The organism is Maricaulis sp. (assembly GCF_048269565.1).
Lineage (GTDB): Bacteria > Pseudomonadota > Alphaproteobacteria > Caulobacterales > Maricaulaceae > Maricaulis.
The window spans coordinates 55,971-71,080 of sequence record NZ_JBLXIK010000005.1; the positions used below are offsets into that span (position 1 = coordinate 55,971).

The 15,110-nt window shown below is 63.8% G+C and carries 16 protein-coding genes; 6 read left to right on the top strand and 10 right to left on the bottom strand.

Annotated elements, in window-relative coordinates; genetic code table 11:
• Nucleotides 1-163: 163 nt before the first annotated feature.
• The gene (locus tag ACN0YL_RS10815) at nt 164-472 is read left to right on the top strand and encodes a hypothetical protein (RefSeq protein WP_417497980.1); all 309 of its coding nucleotides are present in this window, start codon (nt 164-166) and stop codon (nt 470-472) included.
• Nucleotides 473-543: 71 nt separating this feature from the next.
• Nucleotides 544-1,233, top strand: coding sequence for a hypothetical protein (locus tag ACN0YL_RS10820; RefSeq protein ID WP_417497981.1), 690 nt, complete (start codon nt 544-546; stop codon nt 1,231-1,233).
• 139 nt (nt 1,234-1,372) lie between these two features.
• Here ACN0YL_RS10820 and ACN0YL_RS10825 read toward each other — a convergent pair whose 3' ends face one another.
• From ACN0YL_RS10825 to gyrA, 4 genes are read right to left on the bottom strand one after another with little or no spacing between them, the layout of a single operon-like run.
• Nucleotides 1,373-1,825, bottom strand: a complete 453-nt coding sequence (locus ACN0YL_RS10825; RefSeq protein WP_417491522.1) for a peptidylprolyl isomerase — start codon at nt 1,823-1,825, stop codon at nt 1,373-1,375.
• Between the two features lie 5 nt (nt 1,826-1,830).
• Nucleotides 1,831-2,784 (bottom strand): peptidylprolyl isomerase, encoded by a 954-nt coding sequence (locus ACN0YL_RS10830; protein WP_417497982.1) that lies wholly within the window; start codon nt 2,782-2,784, stop codon nt 1,831-1,833.
• Nucleotides 2,781-3,272 carry a pantetheine-phosphate adenylyltransferase gene (gene coaD, locus ACN0YL_RS10835; RefSeq protein WP_417491520.1) on the bottom strand — a complete coding sequence of 164 codons (492 nt, stop codon included), beginning with the start codon at nt 3,270-3,272 and terminating at the stop codon, nt 2,781-2,783. The genes ACN0YL_RS10830 and coaD overlap by 4 nt, the downstream gene beginning before the upstream one ends.
• A gap of 2 nt (nt 3,273-3,274) precedes the next feature.
• Entirely contained in the window at nt 3,275-6,097 is a 2,823-nt protein-coding gene (gene gyrA / locus ACN0YL_RS10840; RefSeq protein ID WP_417497983.1) for a DNA gyrase subunit A, read from the bottom strand.
• Between the two features lie 328 nt (nt 6,098-6,425).
• On the opposite strand from gyrA, the gene ACN0YL_RS10845 reads away from it, so the two are divergent.
• Nucleotides 6,426-7,712 (top strand): ectonucleotide pyrophosphatase/phosphodiesterase, encoded by a 1,287-nt coding sequence (locus tag ACN0YL_RS10845; protein ID WP_417497984.1) that lies wholly within the window; start codon nt 6,426-6,428, stop codon nt 7,710-7,712.
• A 14-nt stretch (nt 7,713-7,726) separates the two neighbouring features.
• On the opposite strand, the gene ACN0YL_RS10850 is transcribed toward ACN0YL_RS10845, so the two are convergent.
• A complete protein-coding gene (locus ACN0YL_RS10850) occupies nt 7,727-8,347 on the bottom strand; it encodes an EF-hand domain-containing protein (RefSeq protein ID WP_417491517.1) in 621 nt (206 codons plus the stop codon).
• 268 nt (nt 8,348-8,615) lie between these two features.
• On the opposite strand from ACN0YL_RS10850, the gene ACN0YL_RS10855 reads away from it, so the two are divergent.
• Together ACN0YL_RS10855 and ACN0YL_RS10860 are read left to right on the top strand one after the other, a co-directional pair.
• A complete protein-coding gene (locus ACN0YL_RS10855; protein WP_417497985.1) occupies nt 8,616-9,176 on the top strand; it encodes a superoxide dismutase family protein in 561 nt (186 codons plus the stop codon).
• 56 nt (nt 9,177-9,232) lie between these two features.
• On the top strand, nt 9,233-9,706 hold the full coding sequence (locus tag ACN0YL_RS10860) for a hypothetical protein (RefSeq protein WP_417497986.1): 474 nt from the start codon (nt 9,233-9,235) through the stop codon (nt 9,704-9,706).
• Nucleotides 9,707-9,721: 15 nt separating this feature from the next.
• Here ACN0YL_RS10860 and ACN0YL_RS10865 read toward each other — a convergent pair whose 3' ends face one another.
• Nucleotides 9,722-10,288: a winged helix-turn-helix domain-containing protein gene (locus ACN0YL_RS10865; protein ID WP_417497987.1), complete on the bottom strand. Its 567-nt coding sequence runs from the start codon at nt 10,286-10,288 to the stop codon at nt 9,722-9,724.
• Between the two features lie 89 nt (nt 10,289-10,377).
• Between ACN0YL_RS10865 and ACN0YL_RS10870 the strand changes: the two genes are divergently transcribed.
• Entirely contained in the window at nt 10,378-11,820 is a 1,443-nt protein-coding gene (locus ACN0YL_RS10870) for a serine hydrolase domain-containing protein (RefSeq protein ID WP_417497988.1), read from the top strand.
• On the opposite strand, the gene ACN0YL_RS10875 is transcribed toward ACN0YL_RS10870, so the two are convergent.
• Genes ACN0YL_RS10875 through ssb form a run of 4 tightly spaced genes read right to left on the bottom strand, consistent with a single transcriptional unit; the run spans nt 11,817 to nt 14,845 of the window.
• On the bottom strand, nt 11,817-12,290 hold the full coding sequence (locus tag ACN0YL_RS10875) for a DUF2269 family protein (protein WP_417497989.1): 474 nt from the start codon (nt 12,288-12,290) through the stop codon (nt 11,817-11,819). The two genes, ACN0YL_RS10870 and ACN0YL_RS10875, sit on opposite strands and share 4 nt — an antisense overlap.
• Nucleotides 12,290-13,585, bottom strand: a complete 1,296-nt coding sequence (locus ACN0YL_RS10880; protein WP_417497990.1) for an NAD(P)H-binding protein — start codon at nt 13,583-13,585, stop codon at nt 12,290-12,292. The genes ACN0YL_RS10875 and ACN0YL_RS10880 overlap by 1 nt, the downstream gene beginning before the upstream one ends.
• Before the next feature lie 48 nt (nt 13,586-13,633).
• Nucleotides 13,634-14,326, bottom strand: coding sequence for a hypothetical protein (locus ACN0YL_RS10885; protein ID WP_417497991.1), 693 nt, complete (start codon nt 14,324-14,326; stop codon nt 13,634-13,636).
• Between the two features lie 36 nt (nt 14,327-14,362).
• Nucleotides 14,363-14,845: a single-stranded DNA-binding protein gene (ssb, locus tag ACN0YL_RS10890; protein ID WP_417497992.1), complete on the bottom strand. Its 483-nt coding sequence runs from the start codon at nt 14,843-14,845 to the stop codon at nt 14,363-14,365.
• Nucleotides 14,846-15,110: the final 265 nt, after the last annotated feature.

The following is a 15,110-nucleotide window of genomic DNA, read 5'->3' on the forward strand; positions in this document are numbered from 1 at the left end:
ATTTGAAAAACGTCAAGCGCCCCGAGATTTTTGGCCAGGGAAAGTGGTGTTCGCCCCTGCTGTTCGATCGAGGCAGATCGCCTCGGCCTAGCGGTCGACAATCAATTCCTTTACGTTCGCCGAGCAAAGGTTGAGCATTGCACTAGTAATCTGGGAGATTGTGATGGGATTGCTGCAGGACATGCTCTCGGCCCTCGATCGTTGGGATGAATGGAAACGTATGCGGGCGACGCCCGATCGCGTCGATGAATTGGAGCGCCGGTTGAAGGCGGTCGAGTCGCGACTGACGCGTGCGCCGGGCGATCCGTCGCTTCCGCTCTGCCCGATCTGTCGGTCCGGACGGCTCAAGACCATAGACATCAAACCAGATCCGCAATTCGCGTTCGCTGGGCTGCAAATTCACACCCTGAAATGCGACGACGAAGCCTGCGGACACTCCGAGACACGACAGGTCGATCCAAAGAAATCTTGAGTATAGTCAATCCAAGCTATTCGATATCATGTGGATCGCTAGCGCATGCACCGAAACGAGGAGCGGACACCATGAAACGAACCATCGGCATTCTAATTGGCAGCGCATTAGCCGCTTTGGCGCTTGCGGGCCCAGCACTCGCAGACTGCGTGCGTAGTGACATCACAGAAGAGCGCAGCGTTGCAACCACCTTTAGAGCAGCAGACCACAATTCGATTACATCAAGCTACGACTTACGGCCCACATTCGCGAGCCTATGCCTTAGTGATGGTAGTGTGCCTGATGGCGACTTCGTATTGTTCGAAATCGATACCTATGGAGGGACTGGGTATAGTCGCTTTGCTGTGCGCCTCGACGACGCACCCGAGCTGATCGATGACCTGCAAACATTCCTACGTTGGCACGCTATAGCGGCAGCCCGTGGCGACGTGTTCGAGCGGGACATTTCAGTCGACAGCGACGCCCGTTGTCGCCACGCGGAATATCTCGACGAAAGGGAGCACAACCGATCAAACCAGCGAATGGCACAAGATGCTCGACGGCAGTGCGAGCTGGATCGGGCGAACAGTTACGGCTTTGGTTACGCGTATTATCGTGGTGTTTTTGTCAAATTTCAGCGATCTGCTAGAGGACAATCGGTAGGTTCCACGATCACGCCCGATCAAGTGCCCGAGTTGATCCGCGTGCTGGCGGACTTCATTTCCGGTGAGCTGGAAGCTGAAACACTGTCACAGGCTGAGTTGGATGCGACGTACCAATAGCCGCCGTTCAGCGGCGTTGGCGAAGTGATGCCGCCCCAACCCATTCCCGCCTCAAGCCAACCCACCTCGCCCCCACCCAACAAAAAGCCGCGACACCCAAAGGCATCGCGGCTCTCCATTTCAGCACATACGTCGGAGCCTAAACCTCGACAATGCTCGCCTTGATGATCTTGCCGGGGTTTGCCGGTGGCTCGCCCTTCGGGATGGCGTCGACATGGTCCATGCCGTCGATGACTTCGCCCCAGACAGTGTACTGGTTGTCGAGATAGGGCACGGCATCCAGGCAGATGAAGAACTGGCTGTCGCCGCTGTTCGGATCGGACGAGCGGGCCATCGACATGGTGCCGCGGACGTGTTTCTCGGCGTTGAATTCGGCCGGGATCTTGGTGCCCGAACCGCCCATGCCATTGCCGTTGGGGCAACCGCCCTGGGCGACGAAGCCGTCGATCACGCGGTGAAAGGTCAGGCCGTCATAAAAGCCTTCCTTCACCAGCTCGGTGATGCGGGCGACGTGTTTGGGCGCCAGGTCGGGGCGCAGTTTGATCGTCACATCACCCGTTTCGAGGGTGAATACGAGTTGTTCTTCAGCCATTGAATTTACTCCAGAATTCGTGTCGGCACGGGAATTTCGCAAACATCCGGCAGGGCGCCGGCGGCATTGCGCAGTGAATCGAGATAGGCGGTAAAAGCAGCCGACTCGGTGTCGACAACCTGGATATGGGTGCGTTCGGATTCGGGCAGGTCAGCGGCGACGCGCATCGAATCGATCGTGTCCGGCACAAAGCCCGGATCCTGCCCCAGCGTTCCGGTGCGCAGCGCGTTGACGGCGTCCTGGCCGGCGCGGACGCGGCCCCAGACGGTGTAGATCGCGTTGAGGTGCTCGGCATTGCCGCGCGTGATGTAGAACTGGCTGCCGGCGCTGTTGGGGTCATTGGTGCGAGCAGCAGCAGCAGCGCCGGTGCAATGCAGGAGCCAGCTATTGATGCGGCCATCGCCGGTCAGGGCGGCGGCGGCCAGCGTCTGGGTGCCAACCGGGAAACCGTGCCAGAAACCGGCCTTGGCCGATTGCGGAATATTGGAGGGGTTGATCACACGGTCCTGCAACTCGCTGACTGGAAGTTCGGCACCACGGCGCACGGTGAATTCAGAGTCCATCGCCGGCAATTCGGTGCGGTGATTGGGATTGCCGCGCGCGCCGCCGCCCTGGGCCATGAAGCCGTCGAGGACACGGTGCCAGACCAGGAAATCATAGAATTGCTCCCGCGCCAGGGTCTTCATCCGCTCGACATGATTGGGCGCAAATTCCGGCGCCAGCTCGACAATCACACGGCCACGCGGCGTTTCGATATAGAGCGTGTTTTCCGGATCGAGCTCGCGCCAGGCGTCTTCGGGGAAATCGAACGTCGCCGCGCCGCCGGCCGCACCGGTATCGTCCTGGACGAGGGTGACGATGTCGGCATCGGCGGCCTGGCCGGTATCGGCCTCGCGCGCGCAGGCAGCGGTCGCCAGACCGAGCGAGAGGACAAGGGAGAGTGTAAGATGTTTGATCACGCGAGACGCTCCTTCAAACGGCGTTCGATCACCGGGGGCACGAAAGCCGAGATTTCACCGCCCAGCGAAGCGATTTCCTTCACCAGCCGGGACGAAATGGCCTGGTGGCGCGGATCCGCCATCAGGAAGACAGTCTCGATATCATCATTGAGCTGCTGATTCATCGCCACCATCTGGAATTCATACTCGAAATCGGACACGGCCCGCAGTCCGCGCACGATCGACTGGGCCCCGACCTGCTCGGCGAAATGCATCAACAACCCCTCGAACGGCCGCACCTCGACGATGGTGTTGCCGGCGATATCAGCCACTTGCGACTGAAGCATCTCGACCCGTTCCTCGAGCGAGAACAGCGGTTGCTTCGCCGCATTGATGGCGACACCGATGATCAGATGATCAACCAGTTTCACCGCGCGCCCGATAATATCGAGATGCCCATTGGTGAGCGGGTCAAACGTGCCGGGATAAAGCGCGGTGCGAGTTTCCATGATCAGCTCTCCGTCTCGTTGCCCGGTCCCTCACTGCCGTTATCAAGGTCAGGCGACAGGCCGTCAGCCCCGTCATGCCCGTCATGCCCGTCCCCGTCATGCCCGTCCTCATCGCCCGCATCCTGAATGCGTACGACGGCGACAACATTCTCGCCTTCATTGAGACGGATCAGGCGCACACCGCGCGTCGACCGCCCGGCAATGCGTACAGTCTCGACCGGGAAGCGGATCAGCTGCCCGCCATCGGTGACGGCCATGATCTGGTCGCTGTCCTCGACGGCGAAGCTGGCGGCGAGCTCAACCCCGCGCTTGAGATCGGTCGCCGCGACACCCTGATTGCCGCGTCCCATGACACGGTAATCATAGGCGCTGGAGCGCTTGCCCATGCCATCGACACCGACGGTGAGGAGGAATTCCTCGGCGGCGCCAAGCTCGGCAATCCGTTCCGGCGACAGCGCAGCGATCTCGCCGTCATCCTCGCCATCACCGGCGTCAGCCGTGACCGCGTCCTCGCCCTCATCGCCCGCCGCCAGCCGCATTGCGGTGGCGTGCTTGAGATAGGCGCGCGCTTCCGGTGAGGTGACATCGACATGGTTGAGAATGGCCATCGAGATCAGATGATCGCCCTCGGCCAGACGGATACCACGCACACCGACCGAGGAACGGCCGGCAAAGATGCGGACATCATCCACCGGGAAGCGAATGGCGCGGCCCTTGTCGGAGACGAGGAAGACGTCATTGTCCTCGGTGCACAGGCGTACGGCGACAATGCTGTCATCGTCTTCCAGCTTCATCGCAATCTTGCCGTTGCGATTGACCTGCACGAAGTCGGACAGGCGGTTGCGGCGCACCGTGCCGCGCCCCGTCGCGAACATCACATTCAGTTCGCTCCAGCTGTCCTCGTCCTCCGGCAGGGCCATGATCGAGGTGATGGTCTCGCCCTGGTCAAGCGGCAGGAGATTGATCATTGCCTTGCCGCGCGTATTCGGCGCGCCCAGCGGCAGACGCCAGGCCTTGGTCTTGTAGACCATGCCGCGATTGGAGAAGAACAGCAGCGGCGCATGGGTCGAGGTCACGAACAGGGTCGTGATGAAATCCTCGTCCTTGGTCGCCATGCCCGAACGGCCCTTGCCGCCGCGCCGCTGGGCCCGGTAATCGGACAGGGCCGTACGCTTGGCATAACCGCCATGAGTGACGGTGACGACCATTTCCTCGCGCGGGATGAGGTCCTCGTCCTCGAAATCGAACTCGCCATCGATGAAGACGGAACGGCGCGGCGTGCCGAAATTCTCGCGAACCTCGACCAGCTCATCGCGAATGATCTCGATCACACGATCGCGCGAACGCAGGATATCGAGCAGATCGGCGATCTGTTCGGCCAGCGTGCCGGCCTCATTGCCGAGTTCGTCACGGCCCAGGCCGGTCAGGCGGTTGAGGCGCAGTTCGAGGATGGCGCGGGCCTGCTCCTCGGTCAGCTTCAACGTGCCGTCCGGCTGCAGCACCGATCGCGGATCCGCGACCAGGGAGACCAGCGGCGCAACATCATGCGCCGGCCAGGCGCGGGCCATCAGGCCTTCGCGCGCCGCGGCCGGATTCGGCGCCGCACGGATCAGGGCGATGACTTCATCGATATTGGCGACGGCGAGTGCCAGACCGACGATCACATGCGCGCGGTCACGCGCCTTGGCGAGATCATGCTTGGCACGGCGGGCGACGACTTCCTCGCGGAAGCGCAGGAACTCCTTGAGGATATCCATGACGCCGAGCAATTGCGGGCGGCCGCGCACCAAGGAGAGCATATTGGCGCCGAAACTCGTCTGCATCGGTGACCAGCGATAGAGCTGGTTGAGGATGACATCGGCATTGGCATCGCGCTTGAGCTCGATGACAACGCGCATGCCGGTGCGATCGGATTCGTCGCGCAGATCGGCAATGCCCTCGATCTTCTTCTCGCGGACAAGGTCGGCGATCTTCTCGATCATCGTCGCCTTGTTCACCTGGAACGGGATCTCGTGAACGATGATCGCCATGCGATCCTTGCGCACTTCCTCGACCGTGGTGAGGGCCCGCATGATGATCGAGCCACGCCCGGTCGCCACGGCACTGCGCGCACCGGCGCGGCCGAGGATTTGCGCCCCGGTCGGGAAATCGGGGCCGGGGATGTATTCGAGCAATTCATTTTCGCCGAGCTGCGGATCGTCGAGCAGGGCCAGCGTGCCATTGATCACTTCGACCAGATTGTGCGGCGGGATATTGGTCGCCATGCCGACGGCAATACCGCCGGCACCATTGACCAGAAGATTGGGGAAACGCGCCGGCAGAACCGCGGGTTCATGTTCCTGGCCATCATAATTGTCGCGGAAATCGACAGTGGACTTGTCGATATCGGCCAGCAGCGCACTGGCCGGCTTGTCCATGCGAACTTCGGTATAACGCATCGCGGCCGGCGGATCGCCATCGACCGAACCGAAATTGCCCTGCCCGTCGAGCAGCGGCAGACGCATCGACCAAGGCTGGGCCATGCGCACCAGCGAATCATAGACGGCCTGGTCGCCATGCGGGTGATACTTACCGATCACATCACCGACGACCCGCGCCGACTTGCGATAGGGCTTGTCGGGCGTGTAGCCGTTTTCATGCATCGACCAGAGAATACGGCGGTGCACCGGCTTGAGACCGTCACGCGAATCCGGGATGGCACGGCTCACGATCACGCTCATCGCGTAATCGAGATAGGAGGTGCGCATCTCGTCTTCGATGGAAATATTGCCAACGCCTTCCGGCAGACCGGGTGGCGGGGTCAGAACATCATCGTGATCGCTCAAGGCGGTCCTCTCTCATTCGCGTCGCTGCCGGGTGAAACCCCGCTGCGCAATGCAAAATGCCGCCTTGTATCCGGCACACAGAATCGGTGCGTGAATCAGGCGGCTTTCCTGTCACCAACACTTAACAAGCACAGGCCCGAAGGGCAAATGCGCTGGGCGGTAGCGGCGGCCTGCTGCAGACGATCGGCACGCTGACAAGAAACTGTCTCGCAGGGCGGCTAGTCAGGGACAACTTGCCAAAGCCTGCCCACAGTCTGCACGGTGTCGAAACCTGCAGCCTCAACTGTTCGACCGGACGCGAGTCGCCGGTCCACACGGGATGATGAACATGACCAATCCACGCCTGCTCGCCAGGGCCATCACCGGCCTCGCCTTGCTTGCCCTCGCCGCCTGCGCCCACACGCCGGCGCCGCCTGCGGCCAGCGATGAACCGATCGTGCTGATGATCGGGCTCGACGGGCTGCGCTATGACGCGATCGACCGCTGGGATGCCCCCAATCTGCAGGCGCTGGCGGCACGCGGCACCCGGCCGCAGCGCATGCTTCCGGTGATGCCGTCCAAGACCTTCGTCAATTTCTACTCCTTGGCGACCGGGCTTTATCCCGAACACCACGGTATGATCTCCAACGCGCCCTATGATCGCGTCTTTGACGAGGTTTTCTCGAGCCGGAATGGCGGCCCGCAGGATCCGCGCTGGTGGGGCGGCGAGCCGATCTGGACGACGGCCGAGGAGCAGGGCGTGCGCTCAGGCATCATGTTCTGGCTCGGCTCGGAAGTGGCCCATAACGGCATCCGTCCGACGGTCTGGCATCCCTATGTCCACGAAATGCCCTATGAGGACCGCGTCGCCGAAGTCCTGTCCTGGTTTGACGCCCCGGCCGATGAACAGCCGCGCCTGGCTGCGGTCTATTTCGACCATGTCGACACCATCACCCACGGCGCCGGTCCGTTCACGCCCGAGGAAGGCGAGGCCGTCGCCCGCGTCGATGCCCTGGTCGGCGAGCTGGTGGACGGGTTGACCGAGCGCGGCCTGATTGACCGCACCAATATCATCATCGTCTCCGATCACGGCATGGTGGACGTCTCGATGGAGCGCTCCGTCGCCATCGACACGCTGGCCGATCTGGACGGGCTCTTCATCCCGGAATTTTCCGGACGCTACGGCCCCGGTCTCGAGCCGTTCGTGATGGCCTATGGCGAGCCGGAGGCCGTTGACCGCGCCTATGCCGCACTCGATGGCGCCAATGAGCATGTCACCGTCTACCGGCGCGGCGCCATGCCCGACACCTGGCATTTCGACCATCCCGATCGCGGCCCCGACCTGTTCATCCATGCCGAACCGGGCTGGCTGCTGACGCGCAGCGATGCCGATCTTTCCGGCGCCTGGCCGGCCGGCATGCACGGTACCCATGGCTATGACAATCGCGCCGAGAGCATGGGCGCGACCTTTATCGGCGCCGGTCCGATCTTCCCGGCGGGCACGCGTCCGGACGCCTTCGAGAACGTCAATGTCTATCTGATGATCGCCTGTGCGCTTGGCCTCGAGCCCGCCGCCACCGATGGTGATCCGGCCGAAGTGGCGCGGATCACCGGGGGGCGGTGCCCGGCGAACTGAGCCGGGCGTTCGGCTCAGTCGCGATGGGCGATGAATTCGGCGCGGCTGATACGGCCATCGCTGTCCGCGTCCATCGCGTCGAACACGTCATCGACACCGCTGCGTGCGCCCGCCTCGGCATCGCTGAGCACGCGCTCGATATAGGCGGGGTCGAGCAGGGTTTCCTGCGCCGCCGGACCGAATTCGGCCATCGCCTCGGTGATCGAGGCCATCGCCTCACTGCGAAGGCCCTCGCCGAGCCGTCCGTCATCGGTCAGGCCGGCGACATGATAGAGATCGACGCGGTTGAAATACCCGTCGGCGTCGGTGTCGACACTGGCGAATTGCTGTTCCGGATCGTCGCGGTCAGCGGTCGCCGTCTGGACCGGCAGGATGGCCGTAGCTGTGGTGAGCGCCAGGGCGGCTGCAAGGGCAGCTGGAATTGTCATCATCATGGGGAACTCCGTGAGCTTGAGGGGCAAACGGGCCCAGGGGCGCCGGACGGGACGCACGGGATAGGCCTCCACGAATTGCCGCACCGCTTCACTGGCGGTGATGCCGCGTTCGCGGCAGGCCGCCATGAAGGCTTGCTTGGCAGTATGGCCGAGCCGGACTTCCAGTGATTCTGAACGTTTTTCGTGGCGGTCTGTCGTCATGTGTCACGCTTTTCCTGTTGCAGGGCCGGCGCGTCGGCCCGGCCCGAACCCGAACGGATTTCCCGCGCCATGAAAACAAATCCCGCGTCCCGATGCACGCAAAACCGTGTCCGGACAGCGTTAAATCGCCGAAAGGATTGAGTTTAATTTCCACACGCTCCTCGCAGGGCCTGCACGATGCGCAGGCCGGATCGCGCAGGGAACTGGCCGGACGCGGTCATCGGGCGTAGAAGCTGGGGCCGAACTGTTTGCCCCCAAGGAGCCCATCATGTTGTCACGCACCCTGTCCTTGACCGCCCTTCTCCTCCTGCCCGTCGCCGCCTGCGCCCAGGACGAAGCCCCCGCACAGCCCCAGGCCGTCGACACCGCCAGCGGCGAGCTGATCATCCGTGACCGCTCCACCGCCGGCCATGTCAGCCTGCGCCAGGGCGCCGAGGGCGTTGTCATCCGCATCGAGGCCGACGGACTGCCCGAAGACGCGCGCAGTCAGTGGCATGGCGCGCATCTGCACAGCATCGGCGATTGCTCGTCGGAGGACTTCACCTCTTCGGCCGGCCATATCAATCCGTCGGGACGCCAGCACGGCCTCCTGAATCCTGAAGGTCCCGACAATGCCGATCTGCCCAATCTCTGGGTCGATGCGACCGGTTCGATCCGCGCCGAGGTCTACACGACACGCGTCAGCCTTGGCGGCACCGACGCCCTGCCCGCCCTGCTCGATGCTGACGGCTCGGCCCTGGTGATCCATGCCGGCAGCGATGACCAGACCAGCCAGCCCATCGGCGGTGCCGGCGCTCGCATTGCCTGTGCCGTTATCACCGCACCCTAGCGTGCAGCCGCAAAACACCGCACACTGGCCGTCTGTTCAAATCGGGGGAAATCATCATGTACAAAACTGTCTGCCTGGGCGCAGCCCTGCTGGCACTGGCCGCCGCGCCCGCCCTTGCCGATGAGGCCTGGACCAGCAATCTTGGCCCGGTCATCTATGATGACGAGATCGGCGAATACGCGATCCTCCTCCACTATGATGGCGCCGTCCCGCACCACACCTTCATTCGCGGCCTCGCCGGGAATTTTAGCGATCGCGGCCATTTCACCGGCTATTGGAGCGAGCAGGAAGATGTCGGCTCGACCAGCCCGGCCTGCGACGTCACCATCATCGACGAATTCGGTACGGCGACCCGCCATTGGGGCCGCGTCGAGATTGACTTCCTGCGCCCCGGCTTCCCGACCGAGTGGGACGCACGGATCGGGTCCTGTTTCGAGGAACCGGCGCAAAGCTGGAATGGCCGTCTCGACGATAATTTCGACTATGACAGCTTCGGCCCGCAGGAAGGCCCGACGCCCAAGGAGCGTTGACGAGGCGAGTGCCTGTCAGTGATCCGTCGCTGGCAGGCCCGCCGCCTCGATCGCGGAGGCACCGTTGAGGTCCAGGATCTGAAATTCACGCTCGATGACCCGCGTGCCGAACATCGCATAAAGCGCACCGGCCAGAAGCGCTGCGACAATGAATCCAGCGATGAAACTGCCACGATCAATGCCGGCTACGACATCGCCGATGGACACGCCCGGCCGGGCGCGCGCCGGCAATCCGGCCAGGGCCGCCGGTGCCGGATCGATCGCCAACCGGTAGCCGACGCGCGGCAGGGTCTGAATCAGGTCGGCGCGGCCAAGCAGGCGGCGCAGGCGCGAGATCGCCTGGTTGAGCGCCTCGTCCGATCCATCCTCGTCCCAGACGCTGTCGAGAAATTCATCGCGCGTCACCGGCGCCCCGCCGCGGCGCACCAGAAGGTCGAGCACCCCGGCCAGACGCGGTTCGAGCCGGTGACTGCGGCCGCCCACTTCCAGCACACAACTGCGCAGATCACAGACCGCATCACCGATCTGTACAATCGAGGCCGAGGGCGAGCGACGGGTAGAAACGGAGCTGGCAATATTCATCATCATCTTTCGAAAATGTTTTCGTCAGGACAGTCTGGCGCGGTTTTCCTAAGCCTCACCTCCTACCACAGAACAGGAAGGTCCTGCCCATGAAAGCTTTTTCATCTCCCCTCGCGATAGCGCGCTTCGCCCTCGCGGTGACATTCGCATCGCCCTTGATCGCCCCCGTCGCCGGCGCCCAGACGGACCCCGCACAGCAGGCGCGGCTCGATGCCCGTTTCGACGAGCTTGCCGAGGCCGGCTTCACCGGCTTTGCCGCCATCGCCCGTGACGGCGAGATCATCTTCGCCCGCGGCGCCGGCCTCGCCGACCCGGAGACAAACCGCCCCTTCACGCTCGACACTCAGGTGGATACCGGTTCGATCACCAAGAGTTTCACCGGCATGGCCATTGCCAGTCTGATCGACGCCGGCCGCCTCTCGCCCGACGCGACGCTGGCCGATTTCTTCCCCGACGTGCCCGATGACAAGGCCGCGATCACGGTGCAGCAATTGCTCACCCACACGGCGGGCCTGCCCGATGCGGTCGGTGATGACTTCTCGGACGAGGGCTGGGACAGCGTCCGCGACAAGGCCTTCACCGCCGATCTGCTGCACGCGCCGGGCTCGGCCTATCGCTACTCCAATGTCGGCTTCACCATCCTCGCCGCCATCATCGAAAGCGTGACCGGCCGCACCTATGAGGACTATCTGGTCAATGACCTGCTGGTGCCGGCCGGCATCGAGCATACCGGCTATCAATCGGTCTATGACAACGGCCTCGCGGCCCGCAACAGCCATGGCGAGCCGGTGATCGACGCCTCCTGGGGCGGCCATGATCCGAACTGGAACCTGATGGGCAATGGCGGTCTGGTCTCGACACCGCGCGACATGCTCGCCTGGGAACACGCCTACTGGAACGCGACCATCGTCTCGCCGGCCGCGCGCGACATGGCCCATGCGCCTCTGGTCCGTGAAGGTGAAGGCGCGCCGTCCTTCTATGGCTATGGTCTGGTGGTCGAGGATGATCCGCTGGTCGGACGCATCTACTGGCATAATGGCGGCAATCGCTCCTTCAACTCGCATTGGCGCGTGCTGGCGGACCAGGGCTATGAGCTGTTCGCCACCACCAACCAGCGCGCCGTCTCGGCCGACAGCGCCATCGAGGCGCTGGTTGCGGCCTTGATGGGTCAGGACTTCGAGCTGCGGCGCCCGCTCGAGGCCAGTATCGATCCCGTCGCCCTGCCCGAGACGGCTGGCGGAAACATTGCTGCCGGTTTCCTCGCCATGATCGCCAGCGATGATGAGGCTGTCTGGCGCGAGTATGTCCTCAACCGGATGAGCGATGACTTGCGCGCCTTCGCACCGATCGAGGGACATCTGGACATGATGCGCCAGCTGCACCGGGACTTCGGCAATGCCGCGATCGTCGCGGTGTTCGAAAGCGAAAACGAGATCCGGCTGGGCCTGCGCGATCCACTGTCCGGGGAAGTGATCCCGGTCGTGATCGAGTATACCGGCGATGGCCTGGTCAACGGCCTGCTGCTCGGCTAGCTCCAGCTCGGCCGCGCCACCATCAGGCCAAAGATCGCGATCAATGCGATAAAGGCCGGCCAGCCGAGCACAAACCAGATCCGCATCAGGCGGTGAACGCGGTCGGGGACAGCCTCCCCGGCCGCAACCGCTTGTGTCATCAGCCGCCGCACTTCCAGCTGGATCCACACCACGGGTAGCCAGCAGGCGCCGATGAAGATGTAGAGGCCATAGCTGATCAGGAGCCAGGGCGCCGTCAGCGGCCAGCCCGCCAGATGCGCCAGCGCGATGCCGGTCAGCGGCTGGGCGATGACGGCGCTGGTGGTGAAGACCCAGTCGGCGAGCACGACATGTTTCGAGGCCAGGGCAAAGCCGGGCGCATCGCCGGAACGCCAGGCCATCAGCATGAAAAAGGCAATCGCCGCACCGGAGCCGAACAAGACGCCGGAGGAGAGGATATGGGTGGTCTTGACGATCCAGTACAGCTCCATCAGCGCTCATCCTCGGTTGCCGCGATCATCAGGGCGAGCGCCATCATCGGGAAGACTTTCAGGATCGGTCCGAGCGCATCGGCCCACAGGCCGGGCAGGGTCAGGCTGAGCGCCAGGACATAGGCGAAGGTGCCGGCGATCATGGTCGCGGCGATCCAGCGCACCCGCCATTTGGCGACCATCGCCGCGCCCATGGCGATGTCGAAGGCCGAGCCGAACCAGAGCAGGAAAGCCTGCATCGCGGGGCTGTAGCCGGCGGCCTGCAGCACGGCATAGGCATGGTCGCTGGCAATCGTCAGCGAGAGGATGCCGGTCGCCAGCCAATAGAGGCCCAGCACCCAGCGCGCGAGCGGGCGGGCAAAGCCGAGCCGGGCATGCCAGCGATCCTGCAGCCCGGCCGGAGCGCTGGCGAGATAATCATCGAAGCCGCGCGGTGACGCACCGGTGGCGGCGCGCCAGTCGGCGGGATCGCCTTCGACGTCGAAATCGAGCTGTTTCAGTGCCGTTGTGCGCATCGAGGTGCGCACGCCGATCCAGCCGAGCAGATCGCCGGCGGCAAAAGCCGGCGCGGCGAGCCAGCGCGGCACATGCCAGATCCGCGTCTTGCCGAAGCCGAGCCAGCGGCGATAGCCGCGCACCAGTTCGTCCATGGTGACGCGCTGCGGCCCGCCAACATCCCAGCTCACCCGCGACGGCGCGCCCGGCTGCAGCAGGTCATGGATTGCGGCGCTCAAATCCTCGGCGGCGATCGGGCGGAAGACCTGCTCGCCGCCGACCAGCGGCGTCAGCCAGGGGATGCCACAAAGCGCCCGCACCAGCGCCGTGCCGCCATAGACATTGCGCGCGATCACCAGCGAAGGCCGCAGGATAACCCAGTCGAGATCGAGTGCCGTCAGCGCCGCCTCGCCATCCTGCTTGTCGCGGGCATAGGCCGAGCCGGAGGCCGCATCGGCGCCGACAGCGGAGACATGGATCACCCGCCGCACCCCGGCCTGCTCACAGGCGGCAAACAGGGCGGCAGCGCCATCGACATGGGCGGCGCGGCTATTGTCGCCGAGCCCGTCCTGCAACACGCCGACGCAATTGATCACCGCATCGATGCCGGCCAGCCGCGGGAACCAGTCGGCATCGCTGTCATGGCGGAAATCGCAGGCGATCCAGTCGAGGTCAGGCGCACGGCGGGCCGCCCGGGTGATATCACGCCCGGCGGCCAGCACATGATGGCCGGATGCGTGCAGCTGCGCGGCAAGATGCGATCCGATAAATCCGGACGCCCCCGTGATCAGGATCTTCATCGCCCCGGACTCCCCCTCGGCCGCCTGCGGATCGCCGCTGTGCCCCGCCTATTGCTGTGCGGCCTGCAGGCCCTCGCGCAAGCGCGCCAGATTGGCATTCATATTATTGCTGATCGCTGCGCGCAGTGACGGCCAGACGCCCTCGACCTTCAGCCATTCCTCCCCCGGCATGTCGGCCGAATTGACCGCGGCAAGATAGGCCGCATTGCCATAGGAACAGGCCCACCAGGGCGATGCCTGGCTAGTGAAGATCTCGTCTGACGCGATCACCGAGGCCAGCGCGGCCTCGAGCCGTGCCGGGTCCGAACTCATCAGCTCGTGCACGACCGGCCCCGCCTGTTCGGAGGCTGCGGCCACGACGCCGAGCGCCGTCGGGTCGACACAACGCGATGCGTCATAGATCGAACGTGCCCGGGCGAGGAAATAGGCGTGCAGCGCGCGGTCCGGTTCCGTGTCGACGACCAGGCGCGCATATTCGAACAGGAAAATCGGCTGATTGGTATCACGCCGCTCCCATAATTGCTGCGCGATGGCCGGCGCCTGCTCCGGGTCGACACCACGCAGGGCCGCCAGTGTCACCAGCACATTGCCCCAGGCCGCATCACCGATGATGTAGCGGGCTTGTGTACCGTCACCCTCCACGGCCATGATTTCGGGGTGGCGCATATTGGCATCATCGCCCTGCGCCCAGGCGGGCGCGGTCAGCACGAGGCTGACCAGAAACAGAACCATGTGAAGCATTTTCATCTCCTCGCCCCCCGGCCGCAGCGTTCCCGCCTAGAACGGGATTTCGTCATCCATGTCGGCACTGCGGAAGTCTTCCTTCGGCGCATCGACCGAGCGTTGCGGCGAGCGCTCGCTGGAGTCAAAACTGCCGCCACCGCCGCCATAGGAGCCACCGCTCTCGCCCTTGGAATCGAGCATTTGCAATTCGCCGCGATATTTCTGGAGCACGATCTCGGTATTGTACTTGTCGACGCCGTTCTGGTCGGTCCATTTGCGGGTCTGCAGTGCGCCCTCGATATAAACCTTGGCGCCCTTCTTGAGATAATTGTCCGCGACCTTGGCCAGCTGGTCATTAAAGATCACGACGCTGTGCCATTCGGTCTTCTCGCGGCGCTCGCCGGAGGTCTTGTCGCGCCAGCTCTCCGAGGTCGCGATGCGCAGATTGCACACCGGATCGCCGTTCGGCAGACGCCGCGTCTCCGGATCCTTGCCCAGATTACCAACCAGGATGACCTTGTTCACAGATCCCGCCATCGCCCATTCTCCATGTTTCTTGTTGCACGGCCTGCCGCCGCGCCAATTTGTTCACATTCTGTTCCGCAGGTCAATTGCGCCCGCGAGTCGGGGGGATTTGAACGGAGTGGCGGGCCAGAGTCCAGTCAGGCGCGCGGCACACGGTGGATGGAAGACAGGCCGCCCGCTTGCCGCCTCCGCCATCCTGCCTACATGGTGTCAGCAGACCCGCAACTCGCCGCTGGACGCAGCGCGCCTTGTTCTCTAATTGTTCAACATGACTCAC